Origin of the sequence: Serratia sp. CY52157 (assembly GCF_052168495.1) — a bacterium.
Classification (GTDB): domain Bacteria; phylum Pseudomonadota; class Gammaproteobacteria; order Enterobacterales; family Enterobacteriaceae; genus Serratia; species Serratia ureilytica.
Genome location: NZ_JBJNMO010000001.1, coordinates 13,622 through 27,939, shown reverse-complemented (window position 1 = coordinate 27,939; position 14,318 = coordinate 13,622). Strand labels below are relative to the sequence as shown.

Genomic DNA, 14,318 nt, shown 5'->3' with positions numbered 1-14,318 from the left:
AATCACGGAAGAATGGCATCTTATTTGCTGGGAGCGCCGCAAGCGCCCGCCGGTATTCCGATTTTGGGTGAGAATAGAGTCCGTTATGAAGGTATTGGTCACCGGTGCAACCAGTGGGTTAGGCCGTAACGCCGTTGAATATCTGCGCCGCCAGGGCATCAAAGTGCGCGCCACCGGTCGTAACCAGGCGATGGGCGGACTGCTGGAAAAAATGGGCGCGGAGTTCATTCATGCCGATCTCACCAACCTGATCTCTTCGCAGGCCAAAGCGATGCTGGCGGACGTCGATGTGCTGTGGCACTGCTCCAGCTTTACCTCGCCCTGGGGCACCGAAGAAGCCTTCGAACTGGCCAACGTCCGCGCCACCCGCCGCCTCGGCGAATGGGCAGCGGCCTATGGCGTGGCGCAGTTCATTCACATCTCTTCCCCGGCGATCTATTTCGACTACCACCATCACCGCAACGTAACCGAAGACTTTCGCCCGCAGCGTTACGCCAACGAGTTCGCGCGCAGCAAGGCCGCCGGCGAGCAGGTGATCCAGCAATTGGCGCTGTCCAATCCGCAGACCCATTTCACCATTTTGCGCCCGCAGGGCCTGTTCGGGCCGCACGACAAGGTGATGCTGCCGCGGTTGCTGCAGATGATCAAACGCTACGGCAACCTGCTGCTGCCGCGCGGCGGCGCGGCGATGGTGGACATGACCTATCTGGAGAATGCGGTGCACGCCATGTGGCTGGCGACGCTAAAAGAAGACACGCCGTCCGGCCGCGCCTACAACATCACCAACCAGCAGCCGCGCCCGCTTCGCACCGTGGTGCAGCAGCTGATCGACGATTTGGGCATGAAGTGCCGCATCCGCTCCGTCCCCTATCCGATGCTCGACATGATGGCGCGCGGCATGGAGCGCCTGGGCAGCAAAAGCGAAAAGGAGCCGGTGCTGACCCATTACGGCGTCGCCAAACTCAACTTCGATCTCACGCTCGATACCACCCGCGCGCAGCAAGAGCTGGGCTATCAGCCGATCGTCTCGCTGGAAGAAGGCATCGCGCGCACCGCCCGCTGGCTGAAAGATCACGGCAAACTGCACGGCCTGTAATCAACGCCACGCGCCGTACTTCAACAGCAGCGCATCGATAATCGCCTCACTCTCTGCATCCGGCTCGCCGCGAACATCGTCGGGCCGGAAATGCATCTGAAACGCCGCCAGCACATTGCGCTGCTGCCGCGCATCCCACGACGGGTCGATCGCGTAGCCGTAACGCGCCAGCTTTTCGAGCAGCGGAGCCAGCGGCACCGGCGCCTGTCTGTCTCGCCCCGCCAGCAGCCGCTGCACATCTGCCTCGTCCGGCCATGCGCCGATGCCGGCCTGCGCCAGTTGCCGCCAGGGGAACAGCGGGCCGGGATCCTGTTTGCGCTGCGGCGCGATGTCGCTGTGCCCCACCACGTCCTGCGGCTGAATGCCATAGCGTTGGATAATGTCGCGGCTCAGCGGAATCAACACGGCGATCTGTTCCGCCGTGTAGGGCTGCCAGCGGGTGAACAGCATGCTGCGGGTGAAACCCTTGTTGACGATTTCAATGCCGATCGAGGTGTCGTTGAGATTGCTGCGCCCGCGCCAGCCGCTGGCGCCGGCATGCCAGGCGCGCATCGCCTCCGGCACCAACCGGTACACCGTCGGTTTGCCGTGTTCGCGCTGCGGGTGCGCCGGCAACAGGTAGTGTGCGCTGACGTGTTCATCGGTCAGCGTTTTCAGTGATGAATGAAAGTCTTCCGCCGTATAGTGCATCACCAGAAACCGAATGCGCTGATCGGCGCCCTGCGCCTGATGCAAGGTTTCGAGCTGGTAAGCACCACGATCGACGAGCGTGTCCTGCTGCGGATTTTGGCATCCCGCCAACAGCGCGGCGGCGATGATCCCTGGCCAAATTTTCACTTATCCTCCTGATTGACGTCCGTGAAAGATGTAACGCGACGCGATTGACCTGTATCCAATCATCACGCTCATCGAGAAATAATGACAGATAGCGCCGATGTGCAAGCGAGTGTTGCTCCCGGCTGGCGGCCTTTCCCGCCCATGATAGTCTCAAAGTATCATCTGCGCTGAAAGAGCGGAGTCGAACATGTTCACGCCACGCTATCTGTCCTGGTTGCTCTGTGCCGCCATGCTGCCGCTCAGCGGCTGCGATCGGCAAAAAGTCGCCGACGCGATGGGCGGGAGCGCCCCGCCCTCGGCCGCGCCCGTCACGAGTGCCAGCGCGCCGGCCTATACGCCACTGAGCGCCGATCAACTGTACCAGTTGGTCAGCCCGGTGGCGCTGTTCCCCGACAAGCTGCTGGCGCAGGTGTTGGCCGGCGCGGGCTATCCTGACCAAATCAGCGCCGCGGATGCCTGGCTGGCGCAAAACCGCGGATTGCAACCGGCGGCGCTCAGCTCAGCGGCCGACGCTCAGCCCTGGGATCCCAGCGTGCGCGGCCTGGTGCAATTCCCCGACGTGCTCGATCAAATGGCGAAAAACATCCCCTGGACCACCGCCCTGGGCAGCGCCTACCTGAACGATCCCACCGACGTGATGAACGCCATTCAGGTGATGCGTCAACGGGCGGCCAACCAAGGCACGCTGAAAAACACCCCGCAGCAGCGCATCGTCGTGGCGCCGACGACGCATTATGTCGAACAGCAGCCCTATCGCCAGCGCGTGGTGGCGGCGCCGGGCGAGACCATCGTTATCGAACCCAGCCAGCCGGATACGGTTTACGTCCCGCATTACGATCCCTGGCAAGCCTACGGCACGCCGGTCCCGGCCTATCCGAGCTATCAGTATCAGCCCTCGGGCTACAGCGGCGGCGACATGCTGGCGGCCGGCGTGATCAGCTTCGGCGTCGGCATCGCGGTGGCTACCTTGCTTAACCAGCACGACAGCGGCTGGCACAGCTGGGATATGCGCTGGGACGATCGCCGCCAGCCGGTGGTCTACCGCAATGCGCCCTATGTCTCACACTCCACCACCGTGGTGAATCGCGTCACCAACATCAACCAATATAACAACGTGAACACTGTGAATCGCAGCAGCACCAGCACGGTGAACAACTACAATACCGCCGCCGCGCCGGCGCCCCGCGTCACTCAACCGACGCCCATCGGCGCGCCGCAACAGCCGCACGTCGCGCCTGCGGCCCACGCGCCGATGACGTTGCCGAACTTTGCGCATACCCAGCCGGTGGCGCCTCATGTACAGCAGCCGATAGCCATACACCAGCCGGTAGCGGCCGTCCCGCACGTGCGACAGCCGGTCATCGCGCCTCATGCACAGCAGCCGATGAGCACGCCGACGTTCACGCATGCCGTTCCGACGGCACCTCACCCGCAGCAGCCGACAGCCGTACATTCAGCGCCGCTACAAACGCATCCAATACCGGCCGCTGCGCCGGTGCATCCAGCCGTCGCGCGCCCGCAGGTTCTGCAGGCCCCACACATCGCTCAGCCGGTGATCCGCGAACCGGCAGCGCCGCAGCATCCGGCGGCGATAAGCCCGATGCCGGCGCCGCAACAGCGCATCATGCCGCATGCGGCCCCGACGCCGCAGCGCCATCAGACGTCCGTTCAGCCGATGCCGCATCGCCAGGAGCCGGTGCCCACGAAGCCGCAGGAACACCGCCCAATCGTCGAGCAGCACAAGGTGGGATAAATCAAGAGGATGTCGCCCCGGCGGAATGGCCGGGGCGAAAAGAAAGCATGGCGTTAGCGGCTCACTTTCACCGCGGTGCCGCTGACGGTCACCATCAGCATGCTGCCGTCTTTGCCAACGGTTTCATAATCGATATCAATGCCGACCACCGCGTTGGCGCCCAGCTCTTTCGCCTGGTCTTCCAGCTCTTCGAATGCGATCAGGCGCGCCTTGCGCAGCTCTTTCTCATAAGCGCCCGAGCGGCCGCCGACGATATCGCGCACGCCGGCGAAGAAATCACGAAAAATGTTGGCGCCGAGGATCGCTTCGCCGGTGACGACGCCGCAGTATTCGGTGATGGTAAACCCTTCCAGGGTCGGGGTAGTTGAAAGCTGCATCAGAACTCCTTGTTTGATTAATTCAACGTATCTATGACCAGAAGATTGGCATTATGTTCGCTTAATCAATGGCACGCAGTACGAATGCAAGGCCAAAAAACGCATTTATACTGTAAGCTATCGGTCTTCATGGTAGAGACTTTCACATAAGGTAATAAGATGAAAACAAAAACGATTGCGGCTGTTTTACCCTTAGCGCTGTTGCTGAGTGCCTGTACCACGGTGGAACCGGCATACAAGGATATCGGCACCCGCAGCGGCAGCTGTGTGGAAGGCGGCCCGGATACGGTCGCGCAAAAGTTCTATGACCTGCGCATCCAGCAAGGTTCCAGCCTGCCGGACAGCAACCGCCTGGCGCAGCTGCAGCCTTATCTGAGCAAAGTGCTGTATCAGGATCTGGTCAGCGCCGCTCAAAATCCGGGCAAGCATCAGATAACCGGCGATCTGTTCTCCGGCAACGCGCAAGGGCCAAGCAGCGCGTCCGTCGCCAGCGCCTCGACCATTCCCAACACCGATGCGAAGAACATCCCGCTGCGCGTTGACTTGAGCTACCAGAAAGACGCCAACAGTACCGTGAACTGGCAAGACGAAGTGCTGATGGTGCGCGAAGGCACCTGCTGGGTGGTTGATGATATTCGCTACCTGAATGTTCCAGCACACGCCACCAACGGCAGCGTGCGTCAGGTGCTGGAAAACCGATAACCCGCACTCCCCGGCCGACGCGGGCCCGCCGCGTCGGTCGTTCCCGTCTCCCCTTGCGCCGCTCAGATTTCGTCCGATAGAAAAAATTTCGCTACCGATCTCACAGCCTGCGCCACAAATCCCCTCCCTCGGCCTGAGTCGCGGTATCTTGTGCTAATCTTTTACTGTCCCGCCGCACACTCATAAATTTTAACGCACAAAGATTGCATAAGTATTCTGTGGAAGTTAACATTTGCGGCATCAATGTCTATTCAATTCTGGCGCATGAGTATTCAACTTAACGGTATCAATTGCTATTACGGCGCTCACCAGGCGCTGTTTGACATCACGCTGGAATGTCCAGCCGGGGAAACCCTGGTGCTGCTTGGCCCAAGCGGCGCCGGGAAAAGTTCATTGCTGCGGGTGCTGAACCTGCTGGAAATGCCGCGTTCGGGTCAGCTAAAGATCGCCGGCAACCAATTCGATTTCAAGCAGGCGCCGGGCGAAAAAGCCATTCGCGAACTGCGGCAAAATGTCGGCATGGTCTTCCAGCAATACAACCTGTGGCCTCACCTCACCGTGGTCCAGAACCTGATCGAAGCGCCTTGCCGCGTGCTGGGTCTGACCAAGGCTCAGGCAATGGAGCGCGCCGACAAGCTGCTCAAGCGTCTGCGCCTGACCGACTTCGCCGATCGCTTTCCGCTGCACCTTTCCGGCGGCCAGCAGCAGCGCGTAGCGATCGCTCGCGCCCTGATGATGGAGCCGCAGGTGCTGCTGTTCGATGAACCGACCGCAGCGCTGGATCCGGAAATCACCGCCCAGATCGTCAGCATCATTCGCGAACTGGCCGGCACCGGCATCACTCAGGTGATCGTCACCCATGAAGTGGAAGTGGCGCGCAAGACCGCCAGCCGCGTGGTGTACATGGAAAACGGCCATGTGGTGGAGCAAGGCGACAGCAGCCACTTCACGCAGCCGCGGACCACCGAGTTTGCCAACTACTTATCACACTAAAAATTAACTTGCTGTAATTTGGGGAGTTTGCGATGAAAAAACTAATAATCGCCGCCGTTCTGGCCGGCATCAGCGTTTCCGCCTCCGCAGCCGAAACCATCCGTTTCGCTACCGAAGCCTCCTATCCTCCGTTTGAATTTATTGACGCCGGCAACAAGATTCAGGGTTTTGATGTCGATCTGGCCAACGCGCTGTGCAAAGAGATGCAGGCCGAGTGCACCTTCACCAACCAGGCGTTCGACAGCCTGATCCCGAGCCTGAAGTTCAAGCGCTTCGATGCGGTGATGGCCGGTATGGACATTACGCCGGAGCGTGAGAAGCAGGTGCTGTTCACCAAGCCTTACTACGATAACTCGGCGCTGTTCATCGCGCAGAAAGGCAAAATCGCCGACGTGGCGGCGCTGAAAGGCAAGAAAGTCGGCGTGCAAAACGGCACCACCCACCAGAAATACCTGACCGACAAGCACCCGGAAATCACCACCGTGCCTTACGACAGCTATCAGAACGCCATTTTGGATCTGAAGAACGGCCGCGTTGATGCGGTGTTCGGCGATACCGCGGTGGTCAACGAGTGGCTGAAGCAGAATGACGCGCTGGCGGCAGTGGGCGCCAAAGTGACCGACAAAGACTACTTCGGCACCGGCCTCGGCATCGCGGTGCGCCAGAAGAACACCGATCTGCAGGGCAAGTTCAACGCCGCTCTGGACAAGATCAAGCAGGATGGGACCTATGAAACCATCTACAAGAAATGGTTCCAGCAGTAATACGCCCCGATGAATGAATTACAACCTTTAGCAAGCGCCGCCGGCATGACCGTCGGCCTTGCCGTTTGCGCCCTGATCCTCGGTCTGATTCTGGCGATGCTGTTCGCCGTATGGGAATCGTCCCGCTGGAAAGCCATCAGCTGGCTCGGCACCGCCTGGGTGACCGTGTTGCGCGGCCTGCCGGAAATCCTGGTGGTGCTGTTTATCTATTTCGGCTCGTCGCAGCTGCTGCTGATGCTCTCCGACGGCTTTACCCTTAACCTCGGTCTGTTTCAGTTGCCGATTCAGCTGGCGATCGACAATTTCGAAGTCAGCCCGTTCCTGTGCGGGGTGATCGCCCTGGCCTTGCTCTATTCCGCCTACGCCTCGCAGACGCTGCGCGGCGCGCTCAAAGCGGTGCCGCAGGGGCAGTGGGAATCCGGCCAGGCGCTGGGTCTCGGCAAAGCGGCGATCTTCTTTCGCCTGATCATGCCGCAGATGTGGCGCCATGCCCTGCCCGGCCTCGGCAATCAGTGGCTGGTGCTGCTGAAAGACACCGCGCTGGTGTCGCTGATCAGCGTGAACGATCTGATGTTGCAAACCAAAAGCATCGCCACCCGCACTCAGGAACCCTTTACCTGGTACGTGATCGCGGCGGCCATCTATCTGCTGGTGACGCTGTTCAGCCAATACGTCATCAAGCGCATTGAACTGCGCGCCACGCGGTTTGAGCGGGGGCCGGTCTGATGATTGAATATTTACCGGAAATCCTCAAAGGGCTGCATACCAGCCTGACGCTAACCGTCGCCGCGCTGCTGGTCGCGCTGCTGCTGTCGCTGCTGCTGACGGTGATCCTGACGCTGAAAACGCCGGTTCTGACGCCGCTGGTCAAGGCCTATGTGACGCTGTTCACCGGCACGCCGCTGCTGGTGCAGATCTTCCTGATCTACTACGGCCCAGGTCAGTTTCCGGCGATCCGCGACTACCCGTGGCTGTGGAACCTGCTGTCGCAGCCCTGGCTGTGCGCGATGATTGCGCTGGCGCTGAACAGCGCGGCGTATACCACGCAGCTGTTCTACGGCGCGGTGCGCGCCATCCCCGCCGGACAATGGCAGTCGTGCGAAGCGCTTGGCATGTCGCGCCGGCAGACGCTGCGCATTCTGCTGCCGTTCGCCTTCAAGCGCGCGCTGTCGTCTTACTCCAACGAAGTGGTGCTGGTGTTCAAAAGCACGTCGCTGGCCTACACCATCACGCTGATGGAAGTGATGGGCTATAGCCAGCTGATGTACGGCCGCACCTACGACGTGATGGTGTTCGGCGCCGCAGGTCTGGTGTATCTGTGCGTCAACGGCCTGCTGACGCTGCTGATGCGGCTGGTGGAGCGCCGCGCGTTGGCGTTTGAGCGCCGCAACTGAAGCCATCCCCTCTCCAGCCCCGCCATTGCGCGGGGCTTTTTTTATCCCCATTGCAATATTTAATCATTTATATTGCATTTTAATTCACTCAGTGGCAGGGTTGTCAGCAGGTGTCCTCGCAAAAACCTCTGGCGATTACCAGTAAAAACAAACGATAGCGAAATAATCACTTTCAGGATCCAGACAGGAGCTCTACGCATGAAAAAACTGCTGCTTGCCGCGACGATGTTGGCCGGAATGACCTTTAACGCCACCGCAGCCGAGACTATCCGCTTCGCCGCCTCCGCCACCTATCCGCCGTTCGAATCGCTGGACGCCAACAACCAGATCGTCGGCTTCGATATCGACTTGGCCAACGCGTTGTGCAAACAGATGCAGGCGCAGTGCACTTTCACCAACCAGGCGTTCGACAGCCTGATCGCCGCGCTGAAATTCAAAAAATACGATGCGGTGATTTCCGGTATGGATATCACGCCGGAGCGCAGCAAACAGGTCGCCTTCACCCAACCTTACTATGCCAACTCGGCGATTGTGATCGCGCAAAAAGGCAAGTTCAGCTCGCTGGCTGATCTGAAAGGCAAAAAGCTCGGCATGGAAAACGGCACCACCCACCAGAAATACATGCAGGACAAGCACCCGGAGATTAACACCGTCTCTTACGACAGCTACCAGAACGCTATTCTGGAACTGAAAAACGGCCGTATCGACGGCGTCTTCGGCGATACCGCCGTAGTGAACGAGTGGCTCAAAACCAACCCGCAGCTGGCGCCGGTCGGCGAACATATCACCGATGCGCAATACTTCGGCACCGGCCTCGGCATCGCGGTGCGCCCGGACAATCAGGCGCTGCTGGCCAAGCTGAACGCCGCGCTGGACGCCATCAAGGCCGACGGCACCTACAAGGCCATCAACGACAAATGGTTCCCGCAGTAAGTCCGCATGTGGAGTCGCCATCCTTCGGCGGCTCCATCCGATTGCCACCCCATTCGGTTAGTGCTAAATTTGATACTGAATTTAGCATCAAGGATAACATCATGACGGTTCAACCCATTCTTGCCGACTCGGCTGTCAGCATCAGCGATTTTAAGAAATCGCCCAACGCCGCCCTTAAAGAGGCACAAGGGCAACCGGTCGCCGTCCTGACCAACGGTAAGATTTCGGGATATTACGTCTCTCCGGAAACCTGGGAGGCGATCGCGGAATACCTGGAAGATATCGAACTCGCTGAAATCGTTCGTTCACGGATGAACGGCAAACGCATTAAGGTCAATTTGGATGACTTATAAGCTTGAATTCGAAGAACATGCGCTGAAGGAATTTAAAAAACTGTCCCCGGTGATCCGGGAACAGTTCAAAAAAAAGCTGGCATCGGTGCTGGTTAATCCCCACGTCCCCGCCAACAAACTCGCCGGTTTGCCCGATTGCTACAAAATCAAACTCAGAGCCTCAGGCTTTCGTTTGGTATATCGCGTCATGGAAACGGAGATCGTGGTTCTGGTCCTGTCTGTGGGCAAACGCGAACGTTCAGCGGCTTACACCGCTGCCAAAAAGCGCCTTTAACGCCGCACCAACAGCGTCAACACTTCGTAGTGCGCGGTATGCGGGAACATGTCGAACAGCTGCACCCGTTCGATGCGGTATCCCGGCAACATCTCGATATCTTTCGCCATGCTCTCGGCGTTGCAGCTGGAATACAGAATGTAATCCGGCGCCATCCGGCTCAAATAATCGCACAGCGCCTGGCCGATGCCGCGGCGCGGCGGGTTGACCAATACCAGCTGCGGCACCTGCCCTTCGGCGGTGGCGAAGCGGGTGGAATCGAGCGCCTGAAAATCGACCTGCAGCAACCCCAATCGCTGCGCCGACTGGCGCGCGCAGGCGATCGCTTCCGCGCTGATTTCGATGCCGGTCAGGCGAGTTTGCGGCTGCGCGCAGTGCAGACCGAAACCGCCGACGCCGCAAAACAGATCCCACATGCTGTCGATACCCAGCGCGCGCACCCAGTCGCGGGCGGTGGCATACAGATCGGCGGCCACCTGCGGGTTGGTTTGGAAGAAGCTTTGCGGGCGGATGAACAGCGGCACCTGATTGAACTGTTCCTCCAGCGCCTGCTGTTCGGTCAGCGCTATCTCGCGCTCCCCTTCCATGATCGCCATATGCACCGACTGAATATTGGCGGAGATCACCTTGAGCTGCGGCAGCTGCTGCTGCAGCCACGGCAGCGCGGCGCGCAGCTGCGCCAGCTTGGTTTCCGAGCGCAGCACGAAGCGCAGCATCACGCCGCCGTCGAGCGTGCTTTCGGTCAGCAGCAGGTATTTCAGCTCGCCACGTTTGCGCGCCACGTTATACGGCGTCAGGCCGGCGCGGGCGATGAAGCTTTTCAGCACCGCAAACATCGGCGCAAAACCGGCGGGATACAGCGGGCAGTCGCTCAGATCGACCGGCGTGCCGTCGCGGTGCAGCATGCCGAGCAGCGGGCGCTCCACGCTGCCGCTGACCACCATCTTGGCTTTATTGCGAAATGCGCTCAGCTCCCCCGCCACCGGCTGCAGCCACTGTGCGACATCGCGCCCGGCCAGCAGCGATTGCAGGTGATGCTGTTTGTCGGCCAGCTGCTGCGGATAGGGCTTTTCCAGCCACTGACAGGAACGGCAGGTGCCCGCCGTATACAAAGCGCAATGCATGAAGATACCGTGAAGTCCAGGATGACGAATTAAGGGCGCAGAGTTTACCACTCCGCGCGCCTAAAATCTCACTTGCGCGCGGTGAAGAAGCGGCGGCTGGCGGTGGGGACGAACAGCAGCGCCAGGATCACCGCGTCGGGGATCTTTTGCAGTATCAGAACGTGCAGGATTTGGCCGCTGGTTTCCCCTTCCACGGTGAACACCTCGGGGAAGACGCTGCCGATGGTGGCCAGCAGCAGGTAAAGCACCACGATGCACTGACAGGCCACGTAGCCCCAGCGCCCCCAGTTGCGGCCGCGCATCACCGCAAAACCGCAGCTGATTTGCAGGCACAGCAGCATCAGCCCGGCCAGAAAGATAAAGGTGGAATCCCACGCCTGCGCGCTGGTGCTGACAAACTCCTTCGCGCCGTCGACGCCCAGCTCGCCCAGCAGCAGCACCACGCTGATACATTTGATCGCCACCATGGCGGTGCCCGCCACCATCACCGGCACCGGCGCATCCGAAGTCGATCTTATTCCCTGCCCGCTTTTCAGCATGTCTGACATATCCGTGTTCCGCTACGACGCGCCACTGCCCCTACGCCTTTCACATTGCCGCGTTGTTGGCGGCAGTGTGAAATTCATTGGAGCCATTCAAATGGCGCATGTAAAGTCAGGTAGTTAGTTGCAATACTTATTGATTGCAAAAATAGCAGGTTTGTTACGATTCAGCTACGGGCCGCCCGCTGCAATTCACGCGATCGTTGTTTTTCCGAGCGCGCCATAAACCACCAGGCGATCAGGCCGAGAATGCCCACCACCAGCAGGATCAGGCTGGCCAGCGCGTTAATTTCCGGATTTACCCCCATGCGCACGCTGGAGAACACCAGCATCGGCAACGTGGTGGCGCCCGGGCCGGAGACGAAACTGGCGATCACCAGATCGTCCAGCGACAGGGTAAACGCCAGCATCCAGCCGGAGATCAGCGCCGGCGCAATCATCGGCAAGGTGATGACGAAAAACACCTTCAGCGGCGGCGCCCCCAGGTCCATCGCCGCCTCTTCAATTGAGCGATCCACCTCGCGCAGGCGCGAACTGATCACCACCGACACATAAGCGGTACAGAAGGTGACATGCGCCAGCCAAATGGTGAACATGCCGCGCTCCGACGGCCAACCGAAGGCGTGCCCCATCGCCACGAACAGCAGCAGCAACGACAGGCCGGTGATCACGTCCGGCATCACCAGCGGCGCGGTCAGCATAAACGCGAAGCCGGTCGAGCCGCGAAAACGGCCGAAACGCACCATCACCACCGCGGCGATGGCGCCCAGCACCACCGCGGCAGTGGCGGCGGCGGCGGCGATGGTCAGGCTGAGCCCCACCGCGCTAATCATCGCCGAATCGTGGAACAGTTCGCTATACCAGCGCGTGGACCAGCCGGCCCACACCGTCACCAGCTTGGAGCTGTTGAAGGAGTAAATCACCAGCATCAGCATCGGCGCATACAGGAAGGTAAAGCCGACAGTCAGGATGGCGATGCGCCACGGTGAACGCACTACCGGCAAGTTGTTCATGCCTGGCCTCCCATTTCCTTGTTCTGGTGCTTGTGGAACCACAATATTGGCACGATCAGCAACAGCAGCATGATGGTGGCGACCGCCGAGGCCACCGGCCAGTCGCGGTTATTGAAAAACTCCTGCCACAGCACGCGGCCGATCATGATGCTGTCCGGCCCGCCGAGCAGCTCCGGGATCACGAACTCCCCCACCGCCGGAATGAACACCAGCATCGAGCCGGCGATGATGCCGCCGCGCGTCAGCGGCACGATCACGCTGAAAAAGGTTTTCAGCGGCCGGGCGCCCAGATCCAGCGACGCCTCCACCAGCGAGTAATCCAACCGGATCAGCGCCGTGTAGATCGGCAACACCATAAACGGCAGGTAGGAATAGACGATGCCGATATACACCGCCAGGTTGGTGTGCAGGATCACCAGCGGCTGGTCGATCACCCCTAACCACATCAGAAAGTTGTTCAGCGTGCCGTTGTTTTTCAGAATGCCCATCCAGGCATAGACGCGGATCAGGAACGAGGTCCAGGAAGGCAGGATCACCAGCAACAGCAGGATGTTGCGGGTCGACGCCTTGCTGTGGGCCACCGCCCAGGCCAGCGGATAGCCGATGATCAGGCAACACAACGTCGAAACCGCCGCCACGCGCAGCGACTGCAGATAGGCGTCGATATACAGCGGATCGTCGGTCAGCTGCAGGTAGTTGGCGAAGTTGAGCGCGATGTTCAGTTTGCCGTCCACCCAGCTCATCAGCTCGGTGTAAGGCGGCACCGCCATCGCCAACTCTGCCAGGCTGATCTTGAACACGATCAGGAAAGGCAGCATAAACAGCAGCGTCAGCCATAAATACGGCAGCGCGATCACCAGCTTGCGGCCATGGGCCATCAGCAGGCGATGGAACAGCGCCCTGAGGGCACCAGGCGCTTTGGCCGGCGGTTCCGGCGCGCGTTCAGAAAGCAGGGTCATACGGGTTACTCCTCACCGGATCCACTACACCGTCAACACGACGCAGCTGTCGGTTTCCCAACATAGACGCACTTCATCGCCCCAGGTGGGCATCCCCTTGCGGAAACGATGGCCGTTTTGCAGCTGGGCGCTGATGATCTGCCCGCTGTGCAGCTTCACGTGGTAGATGGACAGATCGCCCAGATAGGAAATGTGCGTCACTTCCCCCACCGCGAAGTTGCAGCCGTCTTCCGGCACTTGTTCGCACAGCAGGATCTTTTCCGGCCGCAGCGCGACCTGGATCGGCACGCCGTCCACCACCGAGGCGTCCGGATCCACTTTGATCGCATGGCGCAACCCCGGGCTTTGCAGGATCAGCGCATCGTCGTGGCGCTCTTGCAGCACGCAGTCGAAGACGTTGACCGAACCGATAAATTCGGCGCTGAAGCGGCTGTTCGGATGCTCGTAGATCTCTTCCGGCTCGCCGATCTGCACGAACTTGCCGCGGTTCATGATGGCGATGCGCCCCGCCATGGTCATCGCTTCTTCCTGATCGTGCGTCACCATAACGCAGGTCACGCCGACGCGCTCGAGAATGTCGGTCACTTCCAGCTGCATGCGGTCGCGCAACTTCTTGTCCAGCGCGCCCATGGGCTCATCCAGCAGCAGCAGCTTCGGCCGCTTGGCCAGGCTGCGCGCCAGCGCCACCCGCTGCCGTTGGCCGCCGGAAAGCTGGTGCGGTTTGCGCTTGGCGTACTCCTGCATGTGCACCAGCGCCAGCATTTCGGCCACCCGCTCGGCGATCTCCGCCCGCGGCATTTTGTCCTGTTTAAGGCCAAACGCGATATTCTGCTCCACGGTCATGTGCGGGAACAGCGCGTACGACTGAAACATCATATTGATCGGCCGCTGGTACGGCGGTACATGCGACATATCCTGCCCGTCGAGCACGATCTGCCCTTCCGTCGGCTGTTCAAAACCGGCCAGCATGCGCAGCAAGGTGGACTTGCCGCAGCCGGACGGGCCAAGCAGCGCAAAGATCTCACCCTTATAGATGGTGAGGCTGACGTCTTCGACCGCATTCTGCCCGTCGAAGGTTTTGGTGAGGTTACGGATTTCCAGCAGAGGGGTGAAAACCTTCTGCGACTTGGCTTGAGGACGAGGAATAGCGTCGTTCAATCGGGGTGCTCTCCGGCGTAAAGCGGCACAAAACCACGGCGAGCGC

17 protein-coding genes are annotated in these 14,318 nt (G+C 60.2%); 10 read left to right on the top strand and 7 right to left on the bottom strand.

The features are described 5' to 3' along the window. Positions 1-85: 85 nt before the first annotated feature. A complete protein-coding gene (locus tag ACJ8IP_RS00160; protein ID WP_004928393.1) occupies positions 86-1,096 on the top strand; it encodes an NAD-dependent epimerase/dehydratase family protein in 1,011 nt (336 codons plus the stop codon). On the opposite strand, the gene ACJ8IP_RS00155 is transcribed toward ACJ8IP_RS00160, so the two are convergent. Continuing rightward, positions 1,097-1,933, bottom strand: coding sequence for an N-acetylmuramoyl-L-alanine amidase (locus tag ACJ8IP_RS00155; protein WP_047024954.1), 837 nt, complete (start codon positions 1,931-1,933; stop codon positions 1,097-1,099). 187 nt (positions 1,934-2,120) lie between these two features. Between ACJ8IP_RS00155 and ACJ8IP_RS00150 the strand changes: the two genes are divergently transcribed. Further along, positions 2,121-3,686, top strand: coding sequence for a DUF3300 domain-containing protein (locus ACJ8IP_RS00150; RefSeq protein ID WP_342204891.1), 1,566 nt, complete (start codon positions 2,121-2,123; stop codon positions 3,684-3,686). Positions 3,687-3,739: 53 nt separating this feature from the next. On the opposite strand, the gene ACJ8IP_RS00145 is transcribed toward ACJ8IP_RS00150, so the two are convergent. After that, positions 3,740-4,063, bottom strand: a complete 324-nt coding sequence (locus ACJ8IP_RS00145; RefSeq protein WP_004928400.1) for a heavy metal-binding domain-containing protein — start codon at positions 4,061-4,063, stop codon at positions 3,740-3,742. A gap of 159 nt (positions 4,064-4,222) precedes the next feature. Here ACJ8IP_RS00145 and ACJ8IP_RS00140 point away from each other — a divergent pair, with 159 nt between their 5' ends. From ACJ8IP_RS00140 to ACJ8IP_RS00105, 8 genes are all read left to right on the top strand, one after another. Next, positions 4,223-4,765 (top strand): lipoprotein, encoded by a 543-nt coding sequence (locus ACJ8IP_RS00140; protein ID WP_033642535.1) that lies wholly within the window; start codon positions 4,223-4,225, stop codon positions 4,763-4,765. Positions 4,766-5,029: 264 nt separating this feature from the next. Then, positions 5,030-5,758: an arginine ABC transporter ATP-binding protein ArtP gene (gene artP / locus ACJ8IP_RS00135; RefSeq protein ID WP_089192582.1), complete on the top strand. Its 729-nt coding sequence runs from the start codon at positions 5,030-5,032 to the stop codon at positions 5,756-5,758. A 32-nt stretch (positions 5,759-5,790) separates the two neighbouring features. Beyond that, positions 5,791-6,522 carry an arginine ABC transporter substrate-binding protein gene (gene artJ, locus ACJ8IP_RS00130; protein ID WP_004928409.1) on the top strand — a complete coding sequence of 244 codons (732 nt, stop codon included), beginning with the start codon at positions 5,791-5,793 and terminating at the stop codon, positions 6,520-6,522. Positions 6,523-6,531: 9 nt separating this feature from the next. After that, complete coding sequence (gene artQ / locus ACJ8IP_RS00125) at positions 6,532-7,248, top strand: arginine ABC transporter permease ArtQ (protein WP_072627968.1); 717 nt, start codon at positions 6,532-6,534, stop codon at positions 7,246-7,248. Next, the gene (artM, locus tag ACJ8IP_RS00120) at positions 7,248-7,916 is read left to right on the top strand and encodes an arginine ABC transporter permease ArtM (protein WP_033650651.1); all 669 of its coding nucleotides are present in this window, start codon (positions 7,248-7,250) and stop codon (positions 7,914-7,916) included. The genes artQ and artM overlap by 1 nt, the downstream gene beginning before the upstream one ends. A 198-nt stretch (positions 7,917-8,114) precedes the next feature. Beyond that, positions 8,115-8,849 (top strand): arginine ABC transporter substrate-binding protein, encoded by a 735-nt coding sequence (gene artJ / locus ACJ8IP_RS00115; protein ID WP_015377297.1) that lies wholly within the window; start codon positions 8,115-8,117, stop codon positions 8,847-8,849. Between the two features lie 101 nt (positions 8,850-8,950). Further along, positions 8,951-9,202 (top strand): type II toxin-antitoxin system Phd/YefM family antitoxin, encoded by a 252-nt coding sequence (locus ACJ8IP_RS00110; protein WP_004928423.1) that lies wholly within the window; start codon positions 8,951-8,953, stop codon positions 9,200-9,202. Beyond that, positions 9,192-9,476 carry a type II toxin-antitoxin system RelE family toxin gene (locus ACJ8IP_RS00105; RefSeq protein WP_033633469.1) on the top strand — a complete coding sequence of 95 codons (285 nt, stop codon included), beginning with the start codon at positions 9,192-9,194 and terminating at the stop codon, positions 9,474-9,476. The genes ACJ8IP_RS00110 and ACJ8IP_RS00105 overlap by 11 nt, the downstream gene beginning before the upstream one ends. On the opposite strand, the gene rlmC is transcribed toward ACJ8IP_RS00105, so the two are convergent. From rlmC to potG, 5 genes are all read right to left on the bottom strand, one after another. After that, positions 9,473-10,600 (bottom strand): 23S rRNA (uracil(747)-C(5))-methyltransferase RlmC, encoded by a 1,128-nt coding sequence (rlmC, locus tag ACJ8IP_RS00100; protein ID WP_262825329.1) that lies wholly within the window; start codon positions 10,598-10,600, stop codon positions 9,473-9,475. The two genes, ACJ8IP_RS00105 and rlmC, sit on opposite strands and share 4 nt — an antisense overlap. A gap of 68 nt (positions 10,601-10,668) precedes the next feature. Further along, on the bottom strand, positions 10,669-11,148 hold the full coding sequence (locus ACJ8IP_RS00095) for a YbjO family protein (protein WP_047024958.1): 480 nt from the start codon (positions 11,146-11,148) through the stop codon (positions 10,669-10,671). Positions 11,149-11,309: 161 nt separating this feature from the next. Next, positions 11,310-12,155, bottom strand: coding sequence for a putrescine ABC transporter permease PotI (gene potI / locus ACJ8IP_RS00090; protein WP_147880284.1), 846 nt, complete (start codon positions 12,153-12,155; stop codon positions 11,310-11,312). Then, entirely contained in the window at positions 12,152-13,114 is a 963-nt protein-coding gene (gene potH / locus ACJ8IP_RS00085; RefSeq protein ID WP_042784087.1) for a putrescine ABC transporter permease PotH, read from the bottom strand. The genes potI and potH overlap by 4 nt, the downstream gene beginning before the upstream one ends. Before the next feature lie 24 nt (positions 13,115-13,138). Beyond that, positions 13,139-14,272: a putrescine ABC transporter ATP-binding subunit PotG gene (gene potG / locus ACJ8IP_RS00080; protein WP_089191441.1), complete on the bottom strand. Its 1,134-nt coding sequence runs from the start codon at positions 14,270-14,272 to the stop codon at positions 13,139-13,141. Positions 14,273-14,318: the final 46 nt, after the last annotated feature.